This window comes from Pseudomonas sp. SO81 (assembly GCF_030374125.1).
Classification (GTDB): Bacteria; Pseudomonadota; Gammaproteobacteria; order Pseudomonadales; family Pseudomonadaceae; genus Aquipseudomonas.
On record NZ_CP126126.1, the window covers coordinates 1,681,850 to 1,699,943 of the forward strand.

An 18,094-nucleotide genomic window follows, 5' to 3' on the forward strand; every position below is an offset into this window, starting at 1 on the left:
CTTCCACTCTGGGGGATGGGGGGCGGCGCAGAAGGCCAGCCCGGCAGCCAGCTCGGCTGCGTGCAAAGGGGGCATTCTACTCGGAAACGTTGGCGAGAAAAGGGTGAACTCCTGCGAGTCTGCCGGATACGCCAAGCATGCCCGCAGGCACGCCGTGCACCTTATATGGGACGATGACCGACAGCTGCAAGGGCCTTTGCTAACATGGGCGCACCAGCCCACGAATCCGCCCGCCATGAGCCTTCGCCCACCACCCGCCAAGACTGCCGACGCCCTGCTGCGCGATCACAAGCCGCTGCGTGCGCTGTTCAGCGCCGCGCAGCGGCTGGGCAAGCTGCAGGCCCTGGTCGAGGCACAGCTGGAGCCGGCAGCGCGCGAGCACTGCCAGGTAGCCAGCTGGCACGACGGCTGCCTGTTGCTGCTGACCAGCAACGGTCACTGGGCCACTCGCTTGCATTACCAGCAGCGTCGCCTGCAGCGCCTGCTGCAGGTACTGCCGGAGTTCGCCGGGCTGCAGAAGATCCAGGTCAAGGTGCGCCCGCCAAACACCCACGCCACCTATCAGGCGAACAAGACCGAGCTGTCCGAGGCCGCGGCCGATAGCCTGTGCGGCGCCGCCGAAGGCATCGACGACCCCAAGCTGCGCGCCGCCCTTGAGCGCCTGGCGCGCAACGCCAAGCGCGACTGAGCGTTCGCTTTCCTCAGGTAATCGCCAAAAAAAACAGGCCACCCGAGGGTGGCCTGAATACAACAGAAGGGAGGGGTATTGCTTACACGGCCGCAACCGGGCGCATGTAGGAGATCGGCGCGGTGCTGGCGTCGTCGAAGATCACCACTTCCCACGCATCTTTCTGCTCGATCAGGGTGCGCAGCAGACGATTGTTCAGCGCGTGTCCGGACTTGAAGCCCTTGAACTCGCCGATCAGGCTGTTGCCCAGCAGGTAGAGGTCGCCGATGGCGTCGAGGATCTTGTGCTTGACGAATTCGTCCTCGTAACGGAGGCCGTCCTCGTTGAGCACGCGGAACTCATCGACCACGATGGCGTTTTCCACACTGCCGCCGAGTGCCAGGTTCTGCGAACGCAGGAACTCGATGTCGCGCATGAACCCGAAGGTCCGGGCGCGGCTCACTTCCTTGACGAAGGAAGTGCTGGAGAAGTCGACGCTGGCGGTCTGGGTGCGACCACGGAACACCGGATGATCGAAATCGATCTCGAAGCTCACCTTGAAACCGTCGAAGGGCAGGAAGGTGGCGCGCTTGTCGCCCTCCTCCACTGTCACTTCGCGCAGCACGCGGATGAACTTTTTCGGTGCTTCCTGCTCTTCCAGGCCAGCAGACTGAATCAGGAATACAAAGGGACCGGCACTGCCGTCCATGATCGGGACTTCTGACGCCGACAGCTCGACGTAGGCGTTGTCGATGCCCAGGCCTGCCATGGCCGAAAGCAAGTGCTCGACGGTGTCCACCTTGACCTCACCATTGACCAGAGTGGTCGACATGGTGGTCTCACCGACATTCTCGGCGCGGGCGGGGATTTCCACGACCGGATCCAGATCGGTGCGACGGAACACGATACCGGTATCCACCGGGGCCGGCTTGAGGGTCAGGTAAACCTTCTCCCCCGAGTGCAGGCCAACGCCGGTGGCTCGGATGATGTTCTTCAGGGTGCGTTGTCTGATCATGGTTTTGGCTGCGCTTGTTGCGAACTGTTTTCAACAATGGGCGGCGATGATAGCAGAACCGCCCTTTGCTGAACACCAATCACCGATATACTCCTGATAGACAGCATCAATCAGCCTGACGACGCAGGAAGGCCGGGATATCGAGATAGTCCAGGTCATCCTGAGTGTTCAGCTTGGCCGCGGCGGCACTGCCGGCGAGGCTTTGGCGCTGAACGGTCGGGCGCTCGTAGTCCTTGTAGTTGACGGCCGGTTGCTCGGCAGCGCGAGGAGCGGCGCTGATGGTGGCAGCCGGAACGGCAACAGCGGCAGCCGCGATGGTGTTGTCGACCACCTTGACCGGCTTCTCGATGCGCGCGCCCAGGCCGGTGGCGACCACGGTCACGTGCAGCTCGTCGCGCATGTCAGGATCGATCACCGCGCCGACCTTGACGGTGGCGTGCTCGGAGGCGAAGGCCTCGATGATCTCGCCGACCGCGGCGTACTCGCCCAGGGACAGATCCAGACCGGCGGTGATGTTGACTAGGATGCCGCGCGCGCCCTGCAGGTTGACGTCTTCCAGCAGCGGGTTGCGGATGGCGGCCTCGGTGGCCTCGCGAGCACGGTTCGGACCGCTGGCGCAGCCGGTACCCATCATGGCCATGCCCATTTCGCCCATCACGGTCTTCACGTCGGCGAAGTCGACGTTCATCAGGCCCGGACGCTGCATGATGTCGGAGATGCCGCGCACGGCGCCGGACAGCACGTCGTCAGCCTTGGCGAAGGCGGACAGCAGGCTGGCGTCCTTGCCGAGGATGGTCAGCAGCTTCTCGTTGGGGATGGTGATCAGCGAGTCGACCACGTCGGACAGGGCACGGATGCCCTCGTCGGCGACCTGCATGCGCTTGCGGCCTTCGAACGGAAACGGACGGGTCACCACCGCGACGGTGAGGATGCCCATTTCCTTGGCCACTTCGGCGATGATCGGCGCCGCACCGGTACCGGTACCGCCACCCATGCCTGTGGTGATGAAGACCATGTCGGCGCCGCTCAGCACTTCGGCGATGCGCTCACGATCTTCCATGGCGGCCTGACGGCCGATTTCCGGGTTGGTACCGGCACCCAGGCCCTTGGTCACGCCCGGGCCGAGTTGCAGCACGGTGCGCGCGCCGACATTCTTCAACGCCTGGGCATCGGTGTTGGCGCAGATGAATTCCACGCCTTCGATGTTGTTCTTGATCATGTGGTTGACAGCGTTACCGCCGCCGCCACCCACGCCGATGACTTTGATAACTGCGCTTTGTGGAGCGTTATCTACTAGTTCGAACATTTCCCCTCTCCTTCTTTTTAGTTATCGCCTACAGCTACCGCGGGTTTCACATCAGAAATTGCCCTGGACCCAGCGTTTCAGCCGTTCCAGTACCGGTGTTTTGGGCTCATCGCCATACTGAATCCCAGGCGCGTGGAAGCCGTCGGACTGTTTCCGCAGCCCGTACATCAGCAGGCCCACGCCTGTGGAATAAATTGGATTACGCACGACGTCGGTCAGTCCCTTGACGCTGTGGGGTACGCCCAAACGCACCGGCATGTGAAAGATCTCTTCGGCCAGTTCGACGGCGCCTTCCATCTTGGCGGTGCCGCCGGTGAGGACGATCCCGGCCGGGATCATGTCCTCGTAGCCGCTGCGCCGCAGCTCGGCCTGGATGAGGGTGAAGAGCTCGTCGTAACGGGGCTCGACAACCTCGGCCAGAGCTTGACGGGACAGCTCCCGCGGTGGCCGGTCTCCCACACTGGGAACCTTGATGGTTTCCCCTGGACCCGCCAGTTTGGCTAGGGCGCAAGCATACCGAATCTTGATTTCCTCGGCATACTGGGTCGGGGTGCGTAATGCCATTGCAATATCATTGGTGACCTGGTCGCCGGCGATCGGAATCACCGCCGTGTGACGTATCGCACCATCAGCGAAGATAGCAATGTCGGTGGTACCGCCACCGATGTCGACCAGGCACACGCCCAGCTCCTTCTCGTCCTCGGTCAGCACCGAGTAGGCGGAAGCCAGCTGCTCCAGAATGATGTCGTCCACTTCCAGACCACAGCGGCGCACGCACTTCTCGACGTTCTGCGCGGCGTTGGTGGCGCAGGTGACCACGTGCACCTTGGCCTCCAGACGCACGCCGGACATGCCGAGCGGCTCGCGCACGCCCTCCTGGTTATCGATCACGTAGTCCTGCGGCAGGGTGTGCAGCACGCGCTGGTCCGCCGGAATGGCCACGGCCTGGGCAGCGTCGAGCACGCGCTCCAAGTCGGCCGGGCTCACTTCGCGGTCGCGGATGGCGACGATGCCGTGGCTGTTCAGGCTGCGGATATGGTTGCCGGCGATGCCGACGAAGGCCGAGTGGATACGGCAGCCCGCCATCAGCTGCGCCTCTTCGATGGCGCGCTGGATCGACTGCACGGTGGATTCAATGTTCACCACCACGCCCTTCTTCAGGCCGCGCGACGGGCTGGTGCCAATACCGACGATATCCAGCTCGCCATCGGCCGTCACCTCGCCCACCAGCGCCACCACCTTGGAGGTGCCGATGTCCAGGCCGACGATCATCTTGCCGCTCTGCACGCTTGCCATGGTCTCTACTGTTCTCCTCGATTCACTGGACGGCGACCGTCGCTTCGGTTGCCGCCGGCGGCACCGGCTCGCGCCAAGCCACGGCCAGGCCGTTGGCATAGCGCAGGTCGATGCGCGCGATATTCGCGATCTGCTGCTTGAGCACCTTGTCGTGGATGCCGGCGAACCGGCGCATCTTGTCGACTAGGTGATCCCGACCCAGGAGGATTTCCACGCCCTGGGCGGTACTGATGAACCAGCTGCCGTGCTCGCGCAGTTCCAGGCTGCTGATGGTGAAACCCATCGGCCGCAGCAACTGGCTGAGCACCTGGTATTGCTGCATCACCTGCTGCTGGGCGCGTTGTGGCCCTGACAACATCGGCAGGTGTTCGTAATTAGCCGCCTCGCGCGGGGCGAAGGCGCGGCCCTGGTTGTTGAGCAGCGCCTCGTTGCCCCAGCGGGCCACCGGCAGTTGCTCTTCCAAGGTGATCGACACCTGGTCCGGCCACACCCGACGCACTTCGGCGTGGGCGATCCACGGCATCTGCTCCAGCTCGGCACGCATGCCGGCCAGGTTGATGGTGAAGAAGCTGGCCGAGACGTACGGCGCGATGCGCTCCTGCACGGCCTGCTGGCTGATGTAGCTCAACTCGCCCTGCACGCTGACCCGGGCAATCGGCCGGTCGGCGTACGGCAGCAGACGCTGGGCGCCCTCGTAGGTACCCAGGCCCAGGGCCACCAGCAACAGCGGCCAGCCCAGGCGCTTGAGGCCACGGCCGACGCCACTGAAATCCGCCTTCGGCAGCCGTGCGGACAGCGGTTCCTTGGCCACCATCCGGCTCGCGCCGCGCGCAGCGATAGGCTGACGCCGGCTGGCGCCTCCCATCGGCTGTGCGGGGTGACGGATAGTGGCGACCATGACTTAGCCCCTCGCCTCTACGCTGTCGGCCAGGATCGCCAGCACCAGCTGCTGGAAGTCCAGACCGGCGGCGCGTGCGGCCATCGGTACCAGGCTGTGATCGGTCATGCCCGGCACGGTGTTCACTTCCAGCAGCCAGAACTTGCCGCTGGCGTCCTGCATCACGTCGGCGCGCGCCCAACCCTGGGTGCCCACGGCCTCGCAGGCACGCGCAGTCAGTTCCTTGAGCTCGGCTTCCTTGTCCGCCGACAGGCCGCAGGGAATGCGGTACTGGGTGTCATTGGCCAGGTACTTGGCGTCGTAGTCGTAGAAGGTGTGTGGAGTACCCAGCCCGATGGGCGGCAATACTTGGCCGCGCAGCATGGCGACGGTGTATTCCGGACCATCGATCATCTGCTCGACCAGCACCTGCGAGTCGTAGCGACTGGCGTCTTTCCAGGCGGCGATCAGCGCCTCGACATCGGCGACCTTGGCCATGCCGATGCTGGAGCCTTCGTGGGCCGGTTTGACGAACAGCGGGAAGCCCAGCTTAGCAGCCGCAGCACGGCAGTCCTCTTCGCTGGCCAGGGCAGCGTGGTTCGGCGTCGGCAGGCCCAGGCTTAGCCACACGCGCTTGGTGCGCAGCTTGTCCATGGCCAGGGCAGAGGCGAGGATGCCGCTGCCGGTGTAGGGGATGCCGGCGCACTCCAGCAGGCCCTGCATGGAGCCGTCTTCGCCGCCACGGCCGTGCAGCACGATGAAGGCGCGATTGATCTTCTCGCTGCTCAGGCGCTGCAGGAAGTCGTCACCGACGTCGATGCCGAAGGCGTCCACGCCTGCGCTCTGCAGGGCTTCCAGTACGGCAGCGCCGGACTTCAGCGACACCGCCCGCTCGGCGCTCTTGCCACCAAACAGCACGGCGACGCGGCCGAAGGCCTTGGGATCGAGGGTGGAATGCAGGCTCATTTCGACTCACCTTGAACAGCGAACAGCGGGTGCTTGATCAGTTGTGGGGCCACGCCGCCGATATCGCCGGCGCCCTGGCACAGCAGGATGTCGCCGGCGCGCAGCAGCGGCTTGATGATCGGCGCCAGCTCGGTGCCACGCTCGACGTAGATCGGATCGAGCTGGCCGCGTTGGCGAATGCTGTGGCACAGGTGGCGGCTGTCGGCACCGGGAATCGGTTCCTCGCCGGCCGGGTAGACCTCCAGCAGCAGCAGGACCTTGGCGTCGCCGAGCACCTGGACAAAGTCGTCGTACAGGTCGCGGGTGCGGCTGTAGCGGTGCGGCTGGTAGACCATCACCAGGCGGCGCTCCGGCCAGCCGCCGCGCACGGCCTTGATCACCGCGGCCACTTCGCGCGGGTGATGACCGTAGTCGTCCACCAGCATCACGCTGCCACCGTCCACCGGCAGTTCGCCGTAGACCTGGAAGCGCCGGCCGACACCCTGGAAGCCGGACAGACCGGCGACGATGGCCGCATCGTCGATGCCCTCGTCGGTGGCGATGGCGATGGTGGCCAGGGAATTCAGCACGTTGTGGTTGCCCGGCATATTCACCGACACATCGAGTGGCTCGCGGTCGCGGCGCAGCACGGTGAAGAAGGTACGCATGCCTTCCTGGCGCACGTTGATGGCGCGCACGTCGGCGTCCTCGGCGAAGCCGTAGGTCACGGTCGGACGGGCCACCTGCGGCAGCAGCTCGCGCACCACCGGGTCGTCCACGCAGAGCACGGCCAGGCCGTAGAACGGCAGGTTGTGCAGGAATTCGATAAAGGTCTTCTTCAGGACATTGAAGTCGCCGCCATAGGTGCTCATGTGGTCGGCGTCGATATTGGTGACCACCGAGACCATCGGCTGCAGGTGCAGGAAGCTGGCGTCGCTCTCGTCGGCCTCGGCGATCAGATAGCGGCTGCTGCCGAGCTGGGCGTTGGTGCCGGCGGCGTTCAGGCGGCCGCCGATGACGAAGGTCGGGTCCAGGCCGCCGGCGGCGAACACCGAGGCCAGCAGGCTGGTGGTGGTGGTCTTGCCGTGGGTACCGGCGACGGCGATGCCGTGGCGGTAGCGCATCAGCTCGGCGAGCATCTCGGCGCGCGGCACCACCGGAATGCGGCGCTCCAGGGCGGTGGCGACTTCCGGGTTGCTGGTGTTCACCGCGCTGGACACCACCAGCACGTCGGCCTGCTCGGCGTTCTCGGCGCGGTGGCCGATAAAGATGATCGCGCCGAAGCTTTCCAGGCGCTCGGTCACGGCCGAGGCCTTGAGGTCGGAGCCGGACACTTCGTAGCCCAGGTTGAGCAGCACCTCGGCGATGCCGCACATGCCGGCGCCGCCGATGCCGACGAAGTGGATGCGGCGGATGCGGCGCATGCGGCGGATTTCCGAACGGGCAGCGGCGGGAGACTTAGCCACGGGCCACCTCCAGGCAGATTTCGACCACCGTACGGGTGGCGTCCGGTTTGGCCAGGCTGCGCGCGGTGCGGCCCATGGCCTTGAGTTTTTCGGGATGCATCAGAACCTCGGTCAACTGCGCGGCGAGCTTGTCCGCGTCAGTGGCATGTTGCGGCAGAAGGAAGGCGGCGCCCTCCTTGGCCAGATATTCGGCATTGCGGGTCTGGTGGTCGTCGATCGCGTGCGGCAGCGGCACGAGGAAAGACGGCAGGCCGGCGGCGGCCAGTTCGCTGACGGTCAGCGCGCCGGCGCGGCAGATCACCAGGTCGGCCCAGGCATAGGCACCGGCCATGTCCTTGATGAAGGGCGCGACCTCGGCTTCGACCGCGGCTTCGCGATAACGCTCCGCGGTAACTTGATCATGTTGCTTGCCGGCCTGATGGAACACTTGCGGGCGCAGCTCGACGGCCACCTTGGCCAGGGCCGCGGGCAGCAGCTTGTTCAGTGGCTCGGCGCCCAGGCTGCCGCCCAGCACCAGCAGGCGCGGCCGGCGTTTGCCCAGGGCATCGCGCGGTGTCTCGAGGAACAGCTCCTCGCGCACCGGGTTGCCGGTGGTGCGCAGCTTGTCGCCCTTGCCGAAGGTGTTCGGGAAGGCCTCGCACACGCGGCTGGCGAACGGCGCCAGGCTGCGGTTGGCGGTGCCGGCCACGGCGTTCTGTTCGTGGATCACCAGCGGCGCGCCGTTCAGCCGCGCGGCCAGGCCGCCCGGACCGGTGACATAGCCGCCCATGCCCAGCACGCATACCGGCTGCAGCTCGCGCATCACCTTGCGCGCCTGCAGCAGCGCGCGGATCAGCTGGAACGGCGCCTTGAGCAGGGATAGCTTGCCCTTGCCACGCAGGCCGGAAACCTGGATCAGGTGCAGCGGCAGCTCGGCCGCCGGCACCAGCTCGTTCTCGATGCCGCGCGGGGTGCCCAGCCAGTGCACGGCGTAACCGCGCGCCTTGAACTCGCGGGCGCAGGCCAGGGCCGGGAACACGTGGCCGCCGGTACCGCCGGCCATGATCAGGACGTTACCGCGCATGGCCGGCCTCCTCGCTGTCGAAGAAGTCCGACTCGGTGAATTCCACTTCCTCGCTGCCCAGCTGGGTGCGACGTTCCCACTCGATGCGCAGGAGCATGGCCAGACAGACGCAGCAGATGATCAGCGAGCTGCCGCCGTAGCTGAGGAATGGCAGGGTCAGGCCCTTGGTCGGCAGCAGGCCGACGTTCACGCCGATGTTGATCAGCACCTGACCGATCCACTGCATGGCGATACCGTAGGCCACGTAGGCGGAGAACAGCTGCTTGGCCTTCTCCGCCCACAGGCCGATGTACAGGGCGCGCACGGCGACGAAGACGAACAGGCCGACGGTGGCCAGGGCGCCGACCATGCCCAGCTCCTCAGCCAGCACGGCGAAGACGAAGTCGGTGTGCGCTTCCGGCAGATAGAACTGCTTCTGGATGCTGTTGCCCAGACCGACGCCGAGCCATTCGCCACGACCGAAGGCGATCAGCGCCTGGCTCAGCTGATAGCCGGCACCGTACTGGTCGGCCCAGGGGTCGACGAAGTTGGTCAGGCGTTCCAGGCGATAGGCCTGGCTGGTCATCACCAGCACGCCGAGGCCAAGCACCACGCCGGCCAGCGGGATGAAGCGCACCAGGTTGATGCCGCCGAGGAACAGCATGGCGATGCAAGAACCGAACAACACCACGGTGGCGCCGAAGTCCGGCTCGGCCAGCAGCAGCACGGCCATCGGCCCAAGCACCAGCATCGGCTTGAGGAAGCCGGAGAGCTTCTCGCGTACTTCTTCCTGGCGACGTACCAGGTAGCCGGCGATGAACACCACGGTGAACAGCTTGGCCAGCTCGGACGGCTGCAGGTTGAACAGGCCGAAGCCGATCCAGCGCTTGGCGCCGTTCACTTCGCGACCGATGCCCGGCAGCAGCACCAGCACCAGCAGGACGAAGGCAACGATCAGCAGGCTGCCGCCGAAGCGCTGCCACATCGACATCGGGATCAGCAGGGTGAGCAGCGCGGCGGAGATGCCCAAGCCGAGGTAAATCAAGTGGCGGATCATGTGGTACAGCGGATTGCCGGACATGGCCGCGGCCACTTCCGAGCTGGCCGAGGTGATCATCACCAGGCCCAGGCCGAGCAGCGCCAGGCAACCGGCCAGCAGCGGGAAGTCGAGGTCGATGCCGCGACGGGTGCGCAGCGGCGACGGAGCGGCGAGCAGGCGAGCCAGCAGGGTCATTGCAGGCCCTCCGCCGCCAGGGCGAACAGGCGCCCACGCTCTTCGAAGTTCTTGAACATGTCCAGGCTGGCGCAGGCCGGCGACAGCAGCACGGCGTCGCCCGACTGGGCCAGTTCGGCAGCGCGCTGCACGGCCTCGTCCAGGGTCTTCACTCGCACCAGCGGCGCGGCATCGCCCAGGGCCGTGGCGAGCAGTTCGGCATCGCGACCGAGCAGCACCACGGCGCGACAGAACTTGGCAACCGGCGCCTTCAAGGCGGAGAAATCGGCGCCCTTGCCATCGCCACCGGCGATCAGCACCAGCTTGCCGGCGATATCGGCGCCCAGGCCTTCGATGGCGGCCAGGGCGGCACCGACGTTGGTGGCCTTGGAGTCGTCGTAGTAACCCACGCCGCGCAACTCACGCACCCACTGGCAGCGGTGCGGCAGGCCGGCGAAGTTGCGCAGGGTCTGCAGCATGGCCTCGAACGGCAGGCCGACGGCATGGCCGAGGGCCAGGGCCGCGAGGGCGTTGGATTGGTTGTGGGCGCCGCGGATCTTCAATTCGGCGGTCGGCATCAGCGTCTCGAACTGGAAGGCCAGCTGCTTCTCGCCGTTCTCTTCAACCAGGCCGAAGCGCTTGAAGTCGGGTTTGCCCAGGCCGAAGTTCCAGCACGGCACCTGGTCGGCGATCAGCGGACGGGACAGGGCGTCGTCGCGATTCACCACCACTTGGCGCGCTCCACGGAAGATCCGGTGCTTGGCCAGGTGGTAGTGCTGCATGCCGTCGTAGCGGTCCATGTGGTCTTCGCTGACGTTCAGGCAGGTGGCCACTTCGGCATTGAGGCGCTCGGTGGTCTCCAGCTGGAAGCTGGACAGCTCCAGTACGTACAGCTCGACGTCATCGTTGAGCAGGTCCAGCGCCGGGGTGCCGATATTGCCGCCGACCGCGACCTTGCGCCCGGCCGCTGCCGCCATCTCACCGACCAGGGTGGTGACGGTGCTCTTGGCGTTGGAGCCGGTGATGGCGACGATGGGCGCCTTGGCATGGCGGGTGAACAGATCGATATCGCCGGACATCTTCACGCCACGGGCGGCCGCCTCGCGCAGCGCCGGGGTGGCCAGGGCCAGGCCGGGGCTCACGTACAGCTCCGAGGCGCGGCACAGGAAGTCTACGTCCAGCTCGCCGCAGCGCACTTCCACCTGCGGGTAGTCACGCTGCAGGGTCGCCAGCTCCGGCGGGTTCGCGCGCGTATCGGCCACGGCGAAGCGCACGCCCTGCTGCGCGAGGAAGCGCACCAGGGACATGCCGCTCTTGCCGAGGCCGACAACGATGCGGAACTGGTCGGAAGCGATCAGCGACACTCTCTATTACCTCAGTTTCAACGTGGCCAGGCCGATCAGCACCAGGATCACGGTGATGATCCAGAAACGCACGATCACGCGCGGCTCCGGCCAGCCTTTGAGTTCGAAGTGGTGATGGATCGGCGCCATACGGAACACGCGCTTGCCGGTCAGCTTGAAGCTGGCGACCTGGATCATCACCGACAGGGTTTCCATGACGAACACGCCACCCATGATGAACAGCACGATTTCCTGGCGGACGATCACGGCGATGGTGCCCAGTGCGGCGCCCAATGCGAGGGCTCCCACGTCGCCCATAAAGACCTGGGCCGGATAGGTGTTGAACCACAGGAAGCCGAGGCCGGCACCGACCAGCGCGGCGCAGAACACGATCAGCTCACCGGCGCCCGGCACATAGGGAATCAGCAGGTATTCGGCGAATTTGATGTTGCCCGACAGGTAGCAGAAGATCGCCAGCGCACCGGCCACCATCACGGTCGGCAGGATGGCCAGACCGTCGAGGCCGTCGGTCAGGTTGACCGCGTTGCTGGTGCCGACGATGACGAAATAGGTCAGCACCACGAAACCGACGCCCAGGGGAATCGCCACGTCCTTGAGCACCGGCACTATCAGGGTGGTTTCCACCGGGCTCTGTGCGGTCATATAGAGGAAGACGGCGGCGGCCAGGCCGAACACCGACTGCCAGAAATACTTCCAGCGGCTCGGCAGGCCGCGCGAGTTCTTCTCGATCACCTTGCGGTAGTCGTCGACCCAGCCGATGGCGCCGAACAACAGGGTCACAGCCAGCACGGTCCACACGTAGCGGTTGGTCAGGTCTGCCCAGAGCAGGGTGCTGACGGCGATGGCGGTGAGGATCAGCGCGCCACCCATGGTCGGCGTGCCCTTCTTCGACAGGTGCGACTGCGGGCCATCGTTGCGCACGGCCTGGCCGATCTGGCGGATCTGCAGGGTGCGGATCATCCACGGACCCAGCCACAGCGACATGGCCAGCGCGGTGAGCACGCCAAGGATCCCGCGCAGGGTCAGGTACTGGACCACCCCGAAGCCGGTGTAGAACTGTTGCAGGTACTCGGCCAGCAGCAGCAGCATGATTAGTGAGCCTCCCCCGATGCCCGTTGCAGCAACGCGTCGACGATTCGTTCCATCGCCGCGCTGCGCGAGCCTTTAATTAGAATGGTGGTGTCGCCGGACTCGGCGCGAAGCGCTTCGATCAGGCTGGCTTGATCGGCGAAATGGCGGCCATTGGCACCGAAGGCTGCGACGGCATGCGCCATCAGCGGACCCACGGCATAGAGCGCATCGACCTTGCCGGCGGCATGGGCGCCGACGTCGCGATGGCCCCGCTCGGCCCATTCGCCCAACTCGCCCATATCTCCCAGCACCAGGACGGTGCGGCCGGAGAAGGCGGCGAGTATATCCACTGCCGCACACATGGACAGCGGGTTGGCGTTGTAGCTGTCGTCGATCACCCGCACGCCGTTCGGCGCCAGCGCAGCTACGGCGCGGCCCTTGACCGGCTGCAGGCTTTCCAGCCCGGCCTTGATCCCGACCAGCGGCACGCCGACGGCATGCGCGGCGGCGGCAGCAGCCAGGGCATTGGCCACGCTGTGCTCGCCCAGCAGGTTGAGCTGGATGCGCGCTTCACCGGCGATGCCTGCCAGGGCGAAACCGGCGCAGCCGCGGGCGTCGCGCCACAGCTCGGCGGCATGCACATCGGCCGCCTGCTCGCGCAGGGCGAAGCTCAGCACCTGGCGACCCTTGGCGCGGGCCTGCCAGGTGGCGAAGGCCTTGTCGTCACGGTTGAGCACGGCCACACCGTCGGCAGCCAGGCCTTCGAGAATCTCGCCCTTGGCCTCGACTATCTTCTCCGGCCCGCCGAACTCGCCGACATGGGCCAGACCGGCGTTGGTGATGATGGCCACCTGTGGCTTGGTCAGGCCGACGGTGTAGGCGATCTCGCCGACATGGTTGGCGCCCAGCTCGATCACCGCGCCGACGTGCTCGGGAGCGAGCTCCAGCAGGGTCAGCGGCGCGCCGAGGTCGTTGTTCAGGTTGCCACGGGTGGCCAGCACCGGGCCGTTCAGGCCGGCGCGCAGGATGCTGGCGAGCATTTCCTTGACCGTGGTCTTGCCGCTGGAGCCGGTGACGGCGGCCAGCGGCTTGGCGAAGGCGGCGCGATTCAGCGCGCCGAGCTGGCCCAAAGCGATGCGGGTGTCATTGACCACCAGCTGCGGCAGCGGCGCATCGGCCACTTCGCGCTGCACCAGGGCGGCGACGGCGCCCTTGGCGGCAACCTCGGCCAGGTAGTTGTGGCCGTCGAAATTCGGCCCGACCAGGGCGATGAACAGCTGGCCGGCCTCGATCTTGCGGCTGTCGGTGGAGACTGCGGAGAACGCCAGGTCGGCGCCCACCGCGTAGCCATCCAGCGCCCGGGCCACTTCGCTCAGCAGCAGCGGCTTAAGCATGGGCGGCCTCCCAGGCCTGCAGGGCCTTGGTGGTTTCATCCAGGTCGGAGAAGGCATGGCGCACGCCGGCGATCTCCTGGTAATCCTCGTGGCCCTTGCCGGCCAGCACCACCACATCGCCGACTTGCGCGGCGGCGATCAGACGAGCAATGGCATCGCCACGGCCATGGACGAACTCGGCGGCCTCGGGCCTGGCGAAGCCGGCGCGAATGTCGGCCAGGATCTGCGCCGGATCTTCCGTACGCGGGTTGTCGTCGGTCACCAGCACCGCATCGGCCAGGCGCTCGGCCACGGCGGCCATCAGCGGGCGCTTGCCGCGATCGCGGTCGCCGCCACAGCCGAACAGGCACAGCAGGCGGCCGCTCACGTGGGGACGCAGGGCCTCCAGCACTTTTTCCAGGGCATCCGGGGTGTGGGCGTAGTCGACCACCACCAGCGGCAGCTGCTGACCACCGAAGCGCTGCATGCGCCCGATCGGGCCCTGCAGCTGCGGCAGCACATGGAGGATTTCGTCCAGGCCGTAGTTCAGGCCCAGCAACGCGCCGACCACGGCCAGCAGGTTGCTCAGGTTGAAGCGACCGAGCAGCGGGCTGCGCAGATGGCCTTCGCCTTGCGGGGTGATCAGGCTGGCCTGCACACCGTGATCGTCGAAGCGGGCCTCGCGACAGAACAGGTAGGCGGAGGCATCGCTCAGGCTGTAACCGATCAGGCGCGACTCATGCTCTTCGCTCGCCAGCTGGCGGCCGAACTCGTCGTCTAGGTTGATCACCCGGCACTTCAGTTCCGGCCAGGCAAACAGCTTGGCCTTGGCCGCGCCGTAGGCCTCCATCGAGCCGTGGTAGTCCAGATGATCGCGGGACAGGTTGGTGTACACCGCCACATCGAAGTCCAGGGCAGCCACGCGGCCCTGATCCAGGCCGTGGGACGACACTTCCATCGCAACGGCGCGGGCGCCGGCCTGTTTCAGGTCGGCCAGGGTGGCCTGCACGGCGATCGGGTCTGGCGTGGTGTGGCGACCGCTCTGCAGCGCATCGAAGAAGCCGGTGCCGAGGGTGCCGACGATGCCGCAGCGCTCGCCCAGCAGATCGAGGGCCTGGGCCAGCAGCTGGCTGACGCTGGTCTTGCCGTTGGTGCCGGTGACGCCGATCAGGCGCACGCCACGGCTCGGCTCGCCATAGAAGCGTCCGGCGATGGCCGACAGCTGGCCAGCCAGGCCCTTGATCGGCACCAGCTCGGCGCTGCTTGCGCTCATGGGGGAAGCGCCTTCGGCCTCATAGGCCACGGCGGTGGCGCCGCGGGCGATGGCATCGGCGATGTGCGCGCGACCGTCCTGAGCCAGGCCGGGCACGGCGAGGAACAGGTCGCCCGGGCGCACCTTGCGGCTGTCCAGGGTCAGTTCACGGATCAGGGTGGCGCCGCTTGCCTGCGGCAGCAGTTGATTGAGGGGCATGGGCATCAGATTCGCCCTCCCGGGTTGGCGGCCGCGTCGGCAGTCTGCGGCTGCGGCGCCGCAGCCGGATCGACGGGCGGCGGCAGGTTGTCGGGGGTGATGTTCATCAGGCGCAGGGAGCCGGCCATCACCTTGCTGAAGACGGGGGCTGAGACCAGGCCGCCGAAGTAGCCGGCTTTGCTCGGCTCATCGATCACCACCATCATGGCGATACGCGGATTGGAGCTGGGCGCGAAGCCGGCGAACATCGAGCGGTAGGCGTTGGCGGTATAGCCCTTGGTGCCGACGCTGGCCTTGCGCGCGGTACCGCTCTTGCCGGACACGTGATAGCCCGGCACCTGGGCGCGGAACACGCCGCGCGGCGCCTCGACCACCTGTTGCAGCATGCCCTGCAGGGTCTTGGCCACGTCTTCCGGCACCACCTGGGCGCCGATCGGCTTGTGGTCCACGCGGGTCATCGACAGCGGCAGCACCTGGCCGTTGTTGGCCAGGGTGGCATAGGCATGGGCCATCTGGATGGCGGTCACCGACACGCCGTAGCCGTAGGACAGCGTCGCGGTCTCGGCCTTGCGCCACTCACGATGGCTGGGCAGCTCGCCGACACGCTCGCCCGGGAAGCCCAGGCCGGTGTCCTGGCCGAAGCCGACCTTGCTCATCATGTCGTGAATGGTCTCGCCGCCGATATCAAAGGCGACCTTGCTCATGCCGACGTTGGACGAGTTGATCAGGATGCCGGTCAGGTCGAGCACCGGGCCCTGGGTCTTGGACACGTCCTTGATGGTGTAGCGACCAATCTGCAGCGAGCCCGGGTAGACCTCGACCTTGTCTTCCGGCTTCCAGCGCCCGGTCTGCAGGGCGGCAGCCATGGAAATGGGCTTGACCGTCGAACCCGGCTCGAACACGTCGATCATGGCGCGGTTGCGCATGGCGGCCGGCTGCAGGTTGCGACGATTGTTCGGGTTGTAGGACGGCTGGTTGACCATGGCGAGCACTTCGCCGGTCTTCACGTCGATCATCACCAGGCTGCCCGCCTTGGCGCCCTGTTCGACCAGCGCATTGCGCAGCTCGCGGTGGGCCAGGTACTGCAGGCGCAGGTCGATGGACAGCGCCAGGGCCTTGCCGGCCTTGGCGTTCTGGGCGACCTGCACGTCCTTGATCAGGCGACCACGGCGGTCCTTGAGCACCTGACGCTTGCCCGGCACGCCGGCCAGCCAGTCCTCGAAGGCCAGCTCCACGCCCTCGCGACCACGGTCATCGACGTCGGTGAAGCCGACCACATGGGCGGTGACTTCGCCGGCCGGGTAGAAGCGGCGGAACTCTTCCAGGCCGTAAACACCCGGCACCTTGAGGTCGAGGATGCGCTGGCCCTGCTCGGGGGTCAGGCCGCGCACCAGGTACATGAACTCGCGCTCCTTCGCCTGCTCCAGACGCTGGGCGAAGGCCTTCGGCTCCTGGCCCAGGGCGGCGGCCAGGTCGCTCCAGCGCTGCGGCGCCTTGGCCAGTTCCTTGCCGTTGGCCCACAGGGTGGTCACCGGGGTGCTAACGGCCAGCGGCTCGCCATTGCGGTCGGTGATCAGGCCGCGGTGCGCCGGAATCGGGATATGCCGCACGCTGCGCGCGTCGCCATGGGCCTGCAGGAAGTCGTGGTCGATCACGTGTAGGTCGACGATGCGCCAGACGATGGCACCGACCATCAGCGCCAGCAGCGCCAGCACCAGGCGGAAGCGCCAGGGATAGAGAGCGCCTTCGAGGCCGATCATGGCGCCACCATCTGTACTTCGGCCGGCTCGGGAATGCGCATCTTCAGCTGGCCGGCGGCCAGGGTCTCGATGCGGCTGTGCGCGGTCCAGGTGCTCTGTTCCAGCACCAGGCGCCCCCACTCGGCCTGCACCTTGTCGCGTACGCTGAGCTCGGTATAGAGGGCATTGAGCAGCTGGCGATTCCAGTGCGCGCTATAGGACACGGCGATAGCCGACAGCAGCACGGCGCCGAACAGCAGGGCCAGCAGAAGGCTGCCGGGCGGCAGGGGCTTGGCGTACAGGCGGCTCAACGCAGTTTCTCCGCCACGCGCATCACCGCGCTGCGCGAGCGCGGGTTGGCCTTCAGTTCCGCCTCGCCGGCGTAGATCGGCTTGCCCAGCAGCTTCAGGCGCGGCTCGAAGGCCTTGGGAATGATCGGCAGGTCGCGCGGCAGGTTGTCCGCTTCGCCCTTGGCCTGGCGTTTCATGAACTGTTTAACGATGCGGTCTTCCAGCGAGTGGAAGCTGATCACCACCAGACGCCCACCCACGGCCAGGGTCTCCAGCGCGGCATCGAGACCACGCTCGAGATCGCCCAACTCGTTGTTGACGTGAATACGCAGCCCCTGGAAGGCGCGGGTCGCCGGACTCTTGCCCTTTTCCCAGGCCGGATTGGCCTCGGTCAGCACGGCAGCCAGGTCGGCGGTGCGCTCGAACGGCTTCTGTTCGCGGCGCTCGACCACGGCGCGGGCCATGCGTTTGGCGAAACGCTCCTCGCCGTATTCCTTGAACACCCGGGCGATCTCGTCGGCGCTGGCGCTGGCGATGAACTGGGCGGCGCTGACGCCGGCATCCGGATTCATGCGCATGTCCAGCGGACCGTCGTTGAGGAAGCTGAAGCCACGCTCGGCGTCGTCCAGCTGCGGCGAGGACACGCCGAGGTCGAGCAGCAGGCCGTCGACCTTGCCGACCAGGCCGCGCGCGGCCGCCTCTTCGCCGAGGTCGGCGAAGCTGCGCTGTACAACGACGAAGCGGCCGTCTTCGGCCGCCAGTGCATTTCCGCTTGCGATTGCCAGTGGGTCCTTGTCGAACCCGAGCAACCGGCCCTCTGGCCCGAGCCTTTCGAGGATCAGCCGGCTGTGCCCGCCCCTCCCGAAAGTGCCGTCCAGGTAGCAGCCATCCGCGCGCACGGCGAGAGCCTCGACGGCCTCGTCGAGCAGCACGGTGATGTGGCGGAAGCTGCTGGTCAT

Annotated in this window: 16 protein-coding genes; 1 reads left to right on the forward strand and 15 read right to left on the reverse strand. The window is 66.6% G+C overall.

Translation table 11 applies throughout. The features are described 5' to 3' along the window. Positions 1 to 235 precede the first annotated feature (235 nt). Positions 236 to 688 carry a DUF721 domain-containing protein gene (locus OH686_RS08110; protein ID WP_289537623.1) on the forward strand — a complete coding sequence of 151 codons (453 nt, stop codon included), beginning with the start codon at positions 236 to 238 and terminating at the stop codon, positions 686 to 688. An 82-nt stretch (positions 689 to 770) separates the two neighbouring features. Here the strand turns inward: OH686_RS08110 and lpxC are convergent, their stop codons facing one another. The 15 genes from lpxC to rsmH form a co-directional block, all read right to left on the reverse strand. Beyond that, on the reverse strand, positions 771 to 1,682 hold the full coding sequence (lpxC, locus tag OH686_RS08115; protein WP_137974897.1) for a UDP-3-O-acyl-N-acetylglucosamine deacetylase: 912 nt from the start codon (positions 1,680 to 1,682) through the stop codon (positions 771 to 773). 106 nt (positions 1,683 to 1,788) lie between these two features. Next, positions 1,789 to 2,988 (reverse strand): cell division protein FtsZ, encoded by a 1,200-nt coding sequence (gene ftsZ / locus OH686_RS08120; protein ID WP_137974898.1) that lies wholly within the window; start codon positions 2,986 to 2,988, stop codon positions 1,789 to 1,791. Positions 2,989 to 3,039: 51 nt separating this feature from the next. Then, positions 3,040 to 4,284 (reverse strand): cell division protein FtsA, encoded by a 1,245-nt coding sequence (ftsA, locus tag OH686_RS08125; protein WP_137974899.1) that lies wholly within the window; start codon positions 4,282 to 4,284, stop codon positions 3,040 to 3,042. A gap of 22 nt (positions 4,285 to 4,306) precedes the next feature. Further along, the gene (locus OH686_RS08130) at positions 4,307 to 5,182 is read right to left on the reverse strand and encodes a cell division protein FtsQ/DivIB (RefSeq protein ID WP_289537627.1); all 876 of its coding nucleotides are present in this window, start codon (positions 5,180 to 5,182) and stop codon (positions 4,307 to 4,309) included. 3 nt (positions 5,183 to 5,185) lie between these two features. Then, positions 5,186 to 6,127, reverse strand: coding sequence for a D-alanine--D-alanine ligase (locus tag OH686_RS08135; protein WP_289537629.1), 942 nt, complete (start codon positions 6,125 to 6,127; stop codon positions 5,186 to 5,188). Continuing rightward, a complete protein-coding gene (gene murC / locus OH686_RS08140) occupies positions 6,124 to 7,530 on the reverse strand; it encodes a UDP-N-acetylmuramate--L-alanine ligase (RefSeq protein WP_289538870.1) in 1,407 nt (468 codons plus the stop codon). Before murC ends, OH686_RS08135 begins: the two co-directional genes overlap by 4 nt. 34 nt (positions 7,531 to 7,564) lie before the next feature. Continuing rightward, positions 7,565 to 8,635, reverse strand: a complete 1,071-nt coding sequence (gene murG, locus OH686_RS08145) for an undecaprenyldiphospho-muramoylpentapeptide beta-N-acetylglucosaminyltransferase (RefSeq protein WP_289537631.1) — start codon at positions 8,633 to 8,635, stop codon at positions 7,565 to 7,567. Further along, the gene (ftsW, locus tag OH686_RS08150) at positions 8,625 to 9,842 is read right to left on the reverse strand and encodes a putative lipid II flippase FtsW (RefSeq protein ID WP_289538872.1); all 1,218 of its coding nucleotides are present in this window, start codon (positions 9,840 to 9,842) and stop codon (positions 8,625 to 8,627) included. The genes murG and ftsW overlap by 11 nt, the downstream gene beginning before the upstream one ends. 2 nt (positions 9,843 to 9,844) lie before the next feature. Further along, positions 9,845 to 11,191, reverse strand: coding sequence for a UDP-N-acetylmuramoyl-L-alanine--D-glutamate ligase (murD, locus tag OH686_RS08155; RefSeq protein WP_289537632.1), 1,347 nt, complete (start codon positions 11,189 to 11,191; stop codon positions 9,845 to 9,847). 6 nt (positions 11,192 to 11,197) lie between these two features. Further along, complete coding sequence (mraY, locus tag OH686_RS08160; protein WP_137974905.1) at positions 11,198 to 12,280, reverse strand: phospho-N-acetylmuramoyl-pentapeptide-transferase; 1,083 nt, start codon at positions 12,278 to 12,280, stop codon at positions 11,198 to 11,200. 2 nt (positions 12,281 to 12,282) lie between these two features. Continuing rightward, entirely contained in the window at positions 12,283 to 13,656 is a 1,374-nt protein-coding gene (locus OH686_RS08165; protein WP_289537635.1) for a UDP-N-acetylmuramoyl-tripeptide--D-alanyl-D-alanine ligase, read from the reverse strand. After that, the gene (locus tag OH686_RS08170) at positions 13,649 to 15,112 is read right to left on the reverse strand and encodes a UDP-N-acetylmuramoyl-L-alanyl-D-glutamate--2,6-diaminopimelate ligase (RefSeq protein WP_289537637.1); all 1,464 of its coding nucleotides are present in this window, start codon (positions 15,110 to 15,112) and stop codon (positions 13,649 to 13,651) included. The genes OH686_RS08165 and OH686_RS08170 overlap by 8 nt, the downstream gene beginning before the upstream one ends. Beyond that, on the reverse strand, positions 15,112 to 16,866 hold the full coding sequence (locus OH686_RS08175; protein WP_289537639.1) for a peptidoglycan D,D-transpeptidase FtsI family protein: 1,755 nt from the start codon (positions 16,864 to 16,866) through the stop codon (positions 15,112 to 15,114). Before OH686_RS08175 ends, OH686_RS08170 begins: the two co-directional genes overlap by 1 nt. Then, a complete protein-coding gene (ftsL, locus tag OH686_RS08180; RefSeq protein WP_289537640.1) occupies positions 16,863 to 17,156 on the reverse strand; it encodes a cell division protein FtsL in 294 nt (97 codons plus the stop codon). The genes OH686_RS08175 and ftsL overlap by 4 nt, the downstream gene beginning before the upstream one ends. After that, entirely contained in the window at positions 17,153 to 18,094 is a 942-nt protein-coding gene (rsmH, locus tag OH686_RS08185) for a 16S rRNA (cytosine(1402)-N(4))-methyltransferase RsmH (protein WP_289537642.1), read from the reverse strand. The genes ftsL and rsmH overlap by 4 nt, the downstream gene beginning before the upstream one ends.